The organism is Solemya velesiana gill symbiont (assembly GCF_002020805.1).
Taxonomy (GTDB): domain Bacteria; phylum Pseudomonadota; class Gammaproteobacteria; order Chromatiales; family Chromatiaceae; genus Sedimenticola_A.
The window spans coordinates 17045-28652 of record NZ_MPRJ01000080.1; the positions used below are offsets into that span (position 1 = coordinate 17045).

Genomic DNA, 11608 nt, shown 5'->3' on the forward strand with positions numbered 1-11608 from the left:
AATGGGTGGTTCTACGGACAGCCTGCCACTGGCCATATTCCTGATGGGGCCCACTGCCTCGGGGAAGACCGACCTGGCGATTCAGTTGGTCGAGCATCTTCCCTGTGATATCATCAGTGTCGATTCTGCCCTGGTCTACCGGGGGATGGATATCGGTACCGCCAAACCCAGTGCCGAAGAACTGGCCCGGGCACCCCATCGCCTGATCGATATCTGTGATCCTGCCGAAGCATACTCCGCGGCACAGTTTCGCGAGGATGCCCTGCGCGAGATGGCGGAGATTACAGCCGCCGGGGGCATTCCCCTGCTGGTGGGAGGGACCATGCTCTACTTCCGTGCTCTTCAGTACGGACTCTCCGAGCTACCGGCGGCAAATTCCGCCGTTAGAGCGAGATTGGAGCAGGATGCTGCGTTGCATGGTTGGCAGGCGATGCATGAGCGGCTGACAACCGTGGACCCTGAAGCGGCCAGGCGTATTCATCCAAATGATCCCCAACGTATCCAGCGGGCGCTGGAGGTCTATGAAATCACCGGTAATACTCTGAGCGAACTTCAGGACAGGGATGGTGAGCAGCAGTTACCGTACCGGATCATAAAGCTGGTGAGAGCACCCAAAAGCAGGGAGGTGCTACATCAGCGGATCGCGGAGCGTTTCCACAAAATGCTGGAACTCGGGTTTGAAGCGGAGGTCAGAGAGTTGTTGAAAGGCGGCAATCTGGTCCCTGATATGCCTTCCATGCGGTCCGTGGGTTACCGGCAGATGCTCAAATACATTCTCGGGGAGTGGGATCGTGAGACCATGATCGAGAGAGGGATTATCGCGACCCGGCAGCTCGCAAAACGCCAATTTACATGGCTGCGAGCCGATCAGGAGGCCCACTGGCTGGGCGAGGAAGCAGGGGATGTTTTGGGGCAGGTCTTGAAAATTATCGCTGCTGACCAGATATAAGCAGTGCAGCATTTGATATTTTCCACTGTGCTATAATTGCCTTTTGTGGGGAGTTTTAACTGAGAATCGCCTTTTTTTGACCAGTTACCCGCAAATTTAGAGCTAACAATACAATAAGGAGAACCTCATGTCCAAGGGGCAGAGTTTACAAGACCCTTTCCTTAATACCCTGCGTAAAGAGCGCATTCCGGTTTCGATCTTCCTGGTGAATGGAATCAAGTTGCAAGGCCAGATCGAGTCTTTTGACCAGTTTGTGGTATTGCTGAAGAACACAGTCAGCCAGATGGTTTACAAACACGCTATCTCCACCGTGGTGCCGGCTAGAAATGTACGCCTGCCAAGTGGCGAACGTGAAGGACAGTCCGATCAGGGTAATTTCTGAGCGATCTTGCTGCAATCCCGTTTGAGAGGCGAGTGCCGATAAATAGAGCCGCGATACACCGTTAGTACAGTATCCGACATTCACCATTCAGATGGTGAGGTGGCTTTATTGTCTGTCATCTGACAAATGATCCCTATTTACCCCTTCGTTACACGCTTGTCTCCCTCACCTCCCCAGCGACTGCATGGAGCCTGCTTTGTTTGAGCGTCCAAAGACAGGCGAGCGAGCGGTGCTCGTGCACGTGGACATCGGTGTCAAGCCCGACCCGGACGAACTCGAGGAGTTTCAGGAACTCTCCGCATCAGCCGGGGCCCTGCCTGTGGCGCTGGTTATGGGCAGTCGAAAATCACCGGATCCCCGTCTTTATATCGGGCGGGGCAAGGTGGAAGAGGTCCAGGAGGAGATCGCCGCCGAAGGGGCGGAACTGGTTATCTTCAACCACCCCCTCTCTCCCAGCCAGGAACGCAACCTGGAGCGGGAGTTCAAGTGCCGGGTAGTTGACCGTACCGGGCTGATTCTCGATATTTTTGCCCAGCGTGCCCGCTCTTTCGAGGGCAAGCTGCAGGTGGAGCTTGCCCAGTTGCGTCACATGTCGACGCGGCTGGTGCGCGGCTGGACCCACCTTGAGCGTCAGAAGGGCGGCATTGGTCTGCGCGGCCCGGGTGAGACCCAGCTTGAGACCGACCGTCGACTGCTCAACAACCGCATTGCCCAGATCAGGCGACGGTTGGAGAAGGTGGACAGCCAGCGTGAACAGGGCAGGAAAGCGCGCAACAAGGCAGAAGTGCCCACGGTTTCCCTGGTCGGTTACACCAATGCCGGCAAGTCCACCCTGTTCAACAACATCACCGATTCCGGCGTCTACGCTGAGGACCAGCTGTTCGCCACCCTGGATCCCACCCTTCGCCGTGTGGATCTCGAAGGGGAGGGTGGTATGGTGCTGGCTGATACTGTCGGCTTCATCTCCAATCTGCCCCATGAACTGGTGGCCGCGTTCAAATCCACCTTGCAGGAGACTGCCGAAGCGACACTCCTGCTGCACGTGATTGATGCTGCAAGCCATCAACGTGCTGTGTGCATCCACGAGGTCAACGACGTGCTGGGCCAGATCGGTGCCAACGAGGTGACCCAGATCGAGATCTACAACAAAATCGACCTGATGGAAGGTGACGGCCCCCGGGTGGAATGTGGTGAAGACGGCCTAGTGAGGAGGGTCTGGCTGTCTGCAAAAACCGGTGAAGGCGTGGGTTTGTTGCTGGAGGCCCTGGCGGAATTTTTCTACCTGGAGCATGTCCACAAGGTATTGTACCTGCAACCAGCCGACGGCCGCCTGAGGGCACGCCTGTTTCAGACCGGAAAGATACTCTCCGAGCAGGTGACAGACGACGGTGGATGGGAGCTCGAGGTGCAGATGCCACGCAAGGAGTACGAGCGGCTTCTGCAGCAGGAGACGGAGTTTGAGAGCCGCCTGATTGCCTGAAGGCTTGGGTAAGACTAGAATCCAACACTCGACCTGTCTAATGCAGGTCGTTTAAACAACATGATTAACACTGGAGTATTCGATGGCCTGGAATGAACCGGGTGGTAATAGTAAAGATCCCTGGAGTGGAAAGGGCGGCGATCAAGGTCCCCCGGACCTCGACGAAGTCGTAAAGAAAATGCAGGAGAAGCTCGGCGGCCTGTTCGGTGGCAAGGGCGGAGGTGACCGCGGTGGTCCCGACGACCATGTGCCCGGTCCCGGCAGTGCAGGCTTCAAAGGCATTGGCGCCTTGGTTATGGTCGGCCTCGTGCTGTTTCTCGCTTTCAAGAGCTTCTACACGGTGGAGCCCGCAGAGCGTGGTGTAATCCTGCGTTTTGGTGAGTACAAGAATATCACCCAGCCAGGCCCCCACTTCCTGATTCCGGTTGTCGATGAGGTGATCAAGGTCAACGTGGACCAGATCTCATCTTTCCGTCACAACGCCACCATGCTGACCCGGGATGAGAACATCGTCGATATCGAACTGACGGTGCAGTCCAAGATACAGGATGCGGCAGACTACCTGTTCCAGGATCAGAGCCCCGAGAAGACCATCAGGGACGCAACTGAAACCGCGGTGCGTGAGACCATCGGTAAGAGTGACCTCGACTTTATCCTGACTGAAGGCCGTAGCTCCATCGCCGATACTATCAAGCAGGGTATCCAGGAGTTGCTGGTGGAGTACCGCACCGGCCTGGAAGTGACCAGTGTGAACATGCAGCCGGCCAAGCCGCCTGAGCAGGTCAAGAGCTCCTTCGACGACGCCATCAAGGCCCGTGAGGACAAGGAGAAACTGGAGAACCAGGCGGAAGCCTACGCCAACGAGGTTGTGCCCAAGGCCCGTGGTGCGGCAGCACGCCGTGTCGAGGATGCCAAGGCCTACAAGGAGAAGGTGATCGCCGAGGCCGAGGGTGAGGCGTCGCGCTTCCTGGCAGTACTGGGTGAGTACGAAAAGGCACCGGAAGTGACCCGTCAGCGTCTCTACCTGGATACCGTGGAAGAGGTGATGGGCAACTCACGTAAGGTGCTGCTGGATGCCGAGGGTGGCAACAGCCTGATGTACCTGCCTCTGGATAAACTTATACAGTCTTCGACCGAGGTGCCCAGTAGCAGGGCTCAGACGCTCCAGGAGCAGTCTGAAAAGCGAGCGGAGTCAAGCGGGCGTGATGTTCAACGTGGTAGGAGGACTCGCTGATGCAAGGCGGTAAATTTGGATTTGTAGGTGTTCTCCTGGTGGTAGTCGCCGGTGTGGTCTACTCCTCGGCATTCATTGTGAATCAGTGGGAGCTTGCCTTGAAGCTGCGCCTGGGTGAGATCGTCGACGCAGACTATAATCCCGGCCTGCACTGGCGGATCCCGGTCATCAACGAAGTGATGAAGTTCGACAGCCGTATCCAGACCCTGGATTCGCGCCCCGAGCGTTTTCTCACTATTGAGAAGAAAGACGTGATCGTGGACTCCTTTGCCAAGTGGCGCATAGCCAGCGTGGCACAGTACTTCCGGTCCACCGGTGGCAATCCTGCCAAGACCGCGAGGCTGCTCTCCGAGCGGATCAACACCAGCCTCCGTGACGAGTTTGGTAAGCGTACCATCAAAGAGGTGGTCTCCGGTGAGCGTGCGGAGATCATGGCGCTGCTGACCAAGGACGCGGACGAGAAGGCATCCGAACTGGGCGTGGAGATCATCGACGTGCGGGTCAAGCAGATCGATCTGCCTCCCGAGGTCAGTGAATCGGTCTATGATCGAATGCGTGCCGAGCGTGAGCGTGTGGCCCGCGACCTGCGAGCCAAGGGTGCAGAAGCCGCAGAGCGGATTCGCGCCGATGCCGACCGCCAGCAGACCGTTATCCTCGCTGATGCCTTCAAACAGGCTGAAGAACTCAGAGGTGAGGGCGACGCCAAGGCGGCGGAGACCTACGCCAACGCCTACGATCAGAACCGCGAGTTCTACGCCTTCTACCGCAGTCTTGCTGCCTACCGTGGCGTTTTCCAGGATGGGAACGACATGATGGTGCTGGATCCGAACTCGGAGTTCTTCCAGTACTTCAAGGCGCAACAGGGCCAGTAATGATCGAACCACGAAAAGGGGTTGTTCTGAACATGGACAATCCCTTTTCAGTTTGGGAAAATAGTTGGTCTGTCAAGATGGCTGGGTGATCATCCCGGCCTTTTTTCTGGACAGTGATATGTGGAACGAATTACTGATTGCCCTGGCCCTGGTCATGGTGATCGAAGGTTTTTTACCGTTTCTGAGCCCCGGTGCCATGCGCAACATGATGCGGGCTGCCTCGGAGATGGATGACCGGTCCCTGAGAATCGGCGGGCTTGTCAGCATGATTCTCGGCGTGATCATGCTCTATATAGTGAATTAACGAACAGAATGATGGATAACAAGCACTGGTTGCTGCCTGAAGGCATCGATGAAGTCCTGCCCCCCAATGCCAATGCATTGGAGCATCTACGCAGGAAAATGCTGGACCTCTACAGCAGCTGGGGATATGAGCTGGTCTTTCCGCCTTTCATCGAATACCTGGAGTCCCTGCTCACCGGAACCGGTGGCGACCTGGACATCCAGACCTTCAAGCTGACGGACCAGATTACCGGCCGGACCATGGGTATCCGCGCCGATATCACCCCCCAGGTGGCTCGCATCGATGCACACCAGCTGCGCCGCGACTGCCCGACCCGGCTCTGTTACCTCGGCACGGTGCTGAACACCCGGCCTGATGGTTTCGCCGGCTCCCGCTCACCCCTGCAGATCGGCGCCGAGCTCTATGGCCATGCCGGCGTGGAGAGCGACCTGGAGATCCTCTGCCTGATGCTCGAGACCATGGAGTGTGCAGGTGTGGAGGATGTCTACCTGGACCTCGGTCACGTGGGTATATTCCGGGGATTGGCCGAGCAGGCAGGCCTCGACTCCAGCCAGGAGCTGGCCCTCTTCGATGCCCTGCAGCGCAAGGCGGTGCCGGAGATTGAAGGGCTGGTGGAGAGTTTCGGGATCGATGCGGCTGTGGGCGAGATGCTATGCGCACTCGCCGAGCTCAGCGGCGACGATGCCCTGGAGCAGGGGAGAGAGCGGCTCAAAGCGGCCTCATCTCCGGTACTTGAAGCGATTGCAGAACTGGAACGCCTGGCGGGCAAGCTGGCCGAGCGCCGTCCCGACGTGCCGGTACACTTTGATCTTAGCGAGCTGCGGGGTTACCACTACCACACCGGCGTGGTATTTGCCGCCTTCGCACCCGGCCTGGGCCAAGAGCTGGCCCGTGGCGGCCGCTACGACGAGATAGGCAAGGTGTTTGGTCGGGCACGTCCAGCGCGCGGTTTCAGCGCTGACCTGAAGATGCTCTACCGCCTGAGTGGTACCGTAGATCAGAATTCAGAGACCGGCATCTATGCACCGGCATGTGATGAGCCGGAGCTGATGCAGAAAATAAAAGAATTAAGAGCCCAGGGGCGCCGCGTGGTCTGTGCGCTTCCGGGACAAACCGGTGATGCCCAGACTATGGGCTGTGGGGAGGCCCTGGAAAAACAGGGTGAGGATTGGGTCGTCGTTGCAGTCTCCTGACGACCTGACTAACTACCGCTGACCGCAATGGAAGGCTGAAAGCCGAGGCGGTTAGTCCCCGGTAGCCGTGAGGCCGCACTGCTTGCCCGTCGTGTGCGCAGCGCGCTAGAGGGGAAGCAAAGTAGGCATCCGAACACGGCGTGTAGTCATTGGGAGGCGACAGTGGAGCGGTAACGAGCTTGCGATGTTATCGCGTAGCGGTAAGGTCGTCGACCTGTTGACCGATCGTGCCGAAGCCGTGGTGCGTTTTCAGGGTGGCCATAATGCGGGCCACACCCTGGTCATTGACGGCAAGAAGACCGTCCTGCACCTGATCCCGTCCGGCATCCTGCGTGAGAATGTGCGCTGCCTGATCGGTAACGGCGTGGTGCTCTCTCCCAGTGCGCTGCTGGAAGAGATCGACATGCTGGAAGCCGGCGGTGTGCCTGCCAGCTCCCGCCTGGGTATCAGTGAATCCTGTTCGCTGATCCTGCCCTACCACGTCGCGCTGGACCAGGCTCGTGAGGCTGCCCGTGGCAAGAAGGCTATCGGTACCACCGGTCGTGGCATCGGGCCTGCCTACGAGGACAAGGTCTCTCGTCGCGGTATCCGTTTCGGCGAGATGCTGGATACCGCTCATTTCACCGAGCGTCTGCGCGAGGTGATGGAGTACCACAACTTCGCGCTTGAGCACTACTTCAAGTTCGAAACCGTTGACTACCAGAAGGTGCTGGACGAAGCACTGGAACAGGCCGAACGCCTGCGTCCCATGGTCGAGGATGTCACCGGTACCCTGCATCGCATGCGTGCCGAGGGCAAGAACGTGATGTTCGAAGGCGCCCAGGGCGCACTGCTGGATATCGATCACGGTACCTACCCCTATGTCACCTCATCCAACACCACCGCAGGCGGCGCTGCCTCCGGCAGCGGTGTGGGTCCCCGTTACCTGGATTACATCCTGGGTATCGTCAAGGCATACACCACACGTGTTGGCGCCGGTCCTTTCCCCACCGAACTGTTCGACGAAGTGGGACAGCGCCTGGGTGAGAAGGGCAATGAGTTCGGTGCCACCACCGGTCGTCAGCGCCGCTGCGGTTGGCTCGATACCGTGGCACTGAAACGCTCCCTCGAGGTCAACAGTGTCTCCGGCATGTGCATCACCAAGCTGGACGTTCTGGACGGCATGGAGACCCTGAAGATCTGTACCGCCTACAAGATGAATGGCGAGACCATTGATGTGCCACCGGTGGGCGCCGACGGTTTCGAGAAGTGCGAACCCATCTACATTGAGATGCCCGGCTGGAGCGAATCCACGGTGGGTATCGAGAGCTACGATGATCTGCCGGCAAATGCCCAGGCCTACCTGAAGAAGATCGAAGAGCTCACCAGTACACCCATTGACGTGATCTCTACCGGTCCCGACCGTGCAGAGACCCTTGTGTTGCGTCACCCCTTCGGTAATTGATCGTCTGATCTGAATCCAGGATCGATATAAAAAAGGCCAGTCCCAATCGGGGCTGGCCTTTTTTTGTTGGAGCCCTGCAAACACAGCAATTGAGGCTAGACTCATTATAAGTGGTTGAATTGGAGTGATCTGGGTTTGAGGTGAATCACCATTTGATTAAGCAGGCCTCTGTAAATGAATGGTGTCCGCTTCATTTTTCAAGCTGCAATGTCGGGCTGGAGAAAGGGGAGTGTCGTGAAAAGGATTCTATTTACTATCTTGTTGCTGATGGTGTCGATACTCTCATACGCCCAAGACAAGACAATCACCATCTGCAGCTATGAATGGCCTCCTCATCACGGTACCACGATGATGAATGAAGGCTACACGGCACAAATAATAAGGGAGATATTTGAGACGAGAGGCTATCGTGTAAACAAGATGTTTCTACCTTGGGCGCGGGCCCAGTCCTATGCCAAGGAGGGAAAAAAATGTGATGCCATTACCGAGATCTATTTCAACGAACCGCGGCTTGAGTTCTATTGGTACGGCATGCCCTACACGGTTCACGAGGTTTACCTGATCGGACTGAAGACCAATCCTGAAAATGACTACGATTCACTGCGTGATCTTGCGCAGTATATCTTTGGCCACAACCGGGCCGGTTCGTTATCCAAAGAGTTTGATGCCGCCGACTTCCTGCAGAAGCAGGAAACCGACGGTTACAAGAATGGCATCGAGATGTTGTTGAACAATAGAATCTATTTCTTTGTCAGTGCGAAGTCTGTGGCATTTTACGAGGCTGGAAAGCTGGGCGGGCGTGACAAAATCAAGACGGTTGATGAGCCCCTGCAGCGGCAATACGTCCATATGGCATTTTCCAAGAAAAATCCGGACAACCTATTCAGACTGCAGGATTATAACGAGGGGCTCTACATGCTGCTCAGAAGCGGTCGGTACAAGGAGATCATGAGAGAACACAGAATAGAATGAGTTACCTGGTGGTTTTCTATACTTAATGAATGAAAATCAGCAGCCACTTGAGGGAGGGTTTGACATGATGCGGAAACTAACAAGCTTTTTATTTGTGTTTCTCATGTGCGCTGGCCTTGCTGTGGCTGGGGAGAATGCCCCTTTCAAGCTCAACATTACCCTGACAGCGCCTCTCGGTACCCCGGAGCGGCAGGGTTTTCTTGATCTGTTGGTGACGGAGATGCTGCACCGGGTAGGCCGTGTCCCAGATTTCGAGTTTGCCCACGAGGAACGCGGACTGCGCGCCCTGGATCAGGGGCTTGATGACGGCAATCTTCCCCGGGTGGCAGGACTGGAGAAGATCTACCCAAACATACGGCAGGTACCCGGCAAGGTGATGGATTTCAACTTCCAGGTCTTTTCCAAGAATCCTGATGTTGTCATCGATGGCTGGGAGAGCTTGCGGGACTACGACGTGGCCTTCGTGACAGGGTGGAAGATCCTGGAGCAAAACGTAAAGGCACGCTCCATCACCAAGGTCGACACTTCGGATCAGCTGTTCTCACTGCTTGGCCGGGATCGAACCCAGCTGGTTATCTACGAGAAGTGGCAGGGACTGGAACTGATCAACAAGCTTGGATTGAAGGGAATCGTGGCACTGGAGCCACCACTTATAACCAAGGAGGTTTTCCTGTACGTGAACAAGCGCCATGAGGAGTTGATTCCGAATCTGGAACAGGCACTGGAGCAGATGAAGGAAGATGGCAGCTACCAGCGTATCGAAGACAAGACTCTGGGGCCGTTGCTGAAACCCTGATGGTTGATTGAATGGCAGTGCATATTATAAAGAACCGCATCGCACGCAGGTTGGTGTTGAGTGTGCTGCTGGCCAGCTTCGCCATCACGTTGGCGACCACCGCGCTGCAACTCCGCAATGACTACATCACGTCCGTCAAGCAGATCGAGGATAACTTTCATTTCATTGGTTCAGATGCCCTGGGTAGCCTGGTAGAGAGTGTTTGGGTCATGAACCGTAAACAGATACAGCTTCAACTCGAGGGTCTGGTCAACCTGCCTGATATTGAGCACTTGGTGATTCTGGTCGACGGGCAGGCTGCCTGGCAGGCAGGTCAGCAGACTTCGGCTGAAGTCCTGACTGCCTCCTTTCCCTTGCTGCACAGATATCGTGATCAGCATATGCCCCTTGGCGAGTTGAAGGTGACCGCCGGTCTGGACAAACTCTACGCGCGTCTCTGGGAGCGCCGGAAAGATCCTGCTGGCCAATGCCTTCGAGATTTTCCTTGTGGCAGGCCTGGTGCTGTTTCTATTTCATTTCCTGGTCAGCCTGCCTTTGGGGCGAATTAGCACCTACCTGAGCGAACTGGATCTGGAAAAGGAGGAACTGCCTCCGCTTGAGACGAGAACATCTTTTGCACTGAATAGGGAGGATGAGTTCGACCAGGTCGGTGATGTCATTAATGCCATGACAGAAAAGCTCTCATTGTCTCACAGGGAGCTGGAGAAAAAGGTCGAGGAACGTACCGCGAGACTTCGTGAGAGCGAGACATTTCTCAATGACACCGGGCGGGTGGCCAAAATGGGTGGCTGGGAAGTCGACGTGGCTACCAAGGAGGTTCGCTGGACCACCGAGACTTATCGTATTCACGAGGTACCCGAAGACTACAAGCCGCCACTGGATGAGGCGATCAACTTCTTTCATCCTGACGATAGTGAAAAATTGACCAAGGCCATAGAGCAGGCGATGGATAAAGGCATGCCCTACGATATGGAGATCAGGTTCATCACCGCAAAGGGCAGGCAGTTGTGGACAAGAACGATCTGTGCACCGGAAGTGGTCGATGGAAAAACAGTGAAGCTGAAAGGAATGTTCCAGGACATCACTGAGCGCAAGCAGGCTGAAGAGAGGGCAACGCGTCTTGGGCGGATCGTTGAACGCTCACTCAACGAGATTTATGTGTTCGAGTCAGAGTCGCCCAAATTCATCGAGGTCAATCACGGTGCCCGCGCCAGCCTGGGCTTCAGCATGGAAGAGCTTCGCAGTCTGACGCCCCTCGATATCAAGCCCGAGTTCACTCCCGAGAGCTTTGAAGAAGCTATCAGTCCCCTGCGCCTTGGAGATAAAGAGATTATCGTTTTCGAAACAGTACATCAGCGCAAGGACGGCTCTCTTTACAACGTGGAAGTTCACTTACAGCTGATGTTCGAAGAGACCCCTCCTGTCTTCGTTGCCATTATCCAGGACACCACAGAACGCAAGCGTATGCAGTCCATGATGGTGCAGACGGAGAAGATGATGTCGGTGGGTGCTCTGGCGGCAGGAATGGCACATGAACTGAACAATTCTTTGGGCGGCATCCTGCAGGGGATACAGAATGTTCAGCGCAGGATAAAGCCTGATCTCGAAAAGAACCAGGAAATCGCCCGTGAACTGGGGGGTCGACCTGGAAAAAGTGTGCACCTACTTCGATCAACGAGGGATAGTCAATTTCATGCGCGGGGCACGAGAGTCTGGAGAACGGGCAGCGGCTATCGTTGATAACATGCTTCAATTCGCCCGAAAGGCCGAATCGAAGTTGCATTCTGAACACCTGGGGCAGTTGGTTGAACAGGCCCTGGAACTGGCCGCGGTGGACTATGACCTCAAAAAAAATACGATTTTCGCGGAATCGAAATTGTCAGGGAAGGCGGTTTCGGATAATAAGTGCAATTGGTAGTTGAAGGGCCAGCTGGTAGAGTCGGCGCTTCTCCCGACCAAGAGACGAAGCACTTATGAGCTAC

Annotated in this window: 12 protein-coding genes; all 12 read left to right on the forward strand. The window is 56.0% G+C overall.

Annotated features, from left to right (window positions below; genetic code table 11):
- Position 1 precedes the first annotated feature (1 nt).
- Positions 2-949: a tRNA (adenosine(37)-N6)-dimethylallyltransferase MiaA gene (gene miaA, locus BOW53_RS10705; RefSeq protein WP_078487977.1), complete on the forward strand. Its 948-nt coding sequence runs from the start codon at positions 2-4 to the stop codon at positions 947-949.
- Between the two features lie 127 nt (positions 950-1076).
- Positions 1077-1331 (forward strand): RNA chaperone Hfq, encoded by a 255-nt coding sequence (gene hfq, locus BOW53_RS10710; protein ID WP_078487978.1) that lies wholly within the window; start codon positions 1077-1079, stop codon positions 1329-1331.
- Positions 1332-1527: 196 nt separating this feature from the next.
- Positions 1528-2811, forward strand: a complete 1284-nt coding sequence (gene hflX / locus BOW53_RS10715; protein WP_078487990.1) for a ribosome rescue GTPase HflX — start codon at positions 1528-1530, stop codon at positions 2809-2811.
- Positions 2812-2893: 82 nt separating this feature from the next.
- On the forward strand, positions 2894-4045 hold the full coding sequence (gene hflK, locus BOW53_RS10720) for an FtsH protease activity modulator HflK (protein ID WP_078487979.1): 1152 nt from the start codon (positions 2894-2896) through the stop codon (positions 4043-4045).
- Positions 4045-4917, forward strand: coding sequence for a protease modulator HflC (gene hflC / locus BOW53_RS10725; protein ID WP_078487980.1), 873 nt, complete (start codon positions 4045-4047; stop codon positions 4915-4917). Before hflK ends, hflC begins: the two co-directional genes overlap by 1 nt.
- Positions 4918-4981: 64 nt before the next feature.
- On the forward strand, positions 4982-5221 hold the full coding sequence (locus tag BOW53_RS10730) for a DUF2065 domain-containing protein (protein WP_342748432.1): 240 nt from the start codon (positions 4982-4984) through the stop codon (positions 5219-5221).
- A gap of 8 nt (positions 5222-5229) precedes the next feature.
- The gene (locus BOW53_RS10735) at positions 5230-6414 is read left to right on the forward strand and encodes an ATP phosphoribosyltransferase regulatory subunit (protein WP_078487981.1); all 1185 of its coding nucleotides are present in this window, start codon (positions 5230-5232) and stop codon (positions 6412-6414) included.
- Positions 6415-6598: 184 nt separating this feature from the next.
- Positions 6599-7858, forward strand: a complete 1260-nt coding sequence (locus BOW53_RS10740) for an adenylosuccinate synthase (RefSeq protein WP_078487982.1) — start codon at positions 6599-6601, stop codon at positions 7856-7858.
- Between the two features lie 234 nt (positions 7859-8092).
- Positions 8093-8830, forward strand: coding sequence for a substrate-binding periplasmic protein (locus tag BOW53_RS10745; protein ID WP_172838872.1), 738 nt, complete (start codon positions 8093-8095; stop codon positions 8828-8830).
- A 94-nt stretch (positions 8831-8924) separates the two neighbouring features.
- Positions 8925-9626 carry a type 2 periplasmic-binding domain-containing protein gene (locus BOW53_RS10750; protein ID WP_216641101.1) on the forward strand — a complete coding sequence of 234 codons (702 nt, stop codon included), beginning with the start codon at positions 8925-8927 and terminating at the stop codon, positions 9624-9626.
- A gap of 11 nt (positions 9627-9637) precedes the next feature.
- Entirely contained in the window at positions 9638-10174 is a 537-nt protein-coding gene (locus BOW53_RS10755) for a hypothetical protein (protein WP_078487985.1), read from the forward strand.
- On the forward strand, positions 10125-11366 hold the full coding sequence (locus tag BOW53_RS10760; RefSeq protein ID WP_153041612.1) for a PAS domain-containing protein: 1242 nt from the start codon (positions 10125-10127) through the stop codon (positions 11364-11366). The genes BOW53_RS10755 and BOW53_RS10760 overlap by 50 nt, the downstream gene beginning before the upstream one ends.
- Positions 11367-11608: the final 242 nt, after the last annotated feature.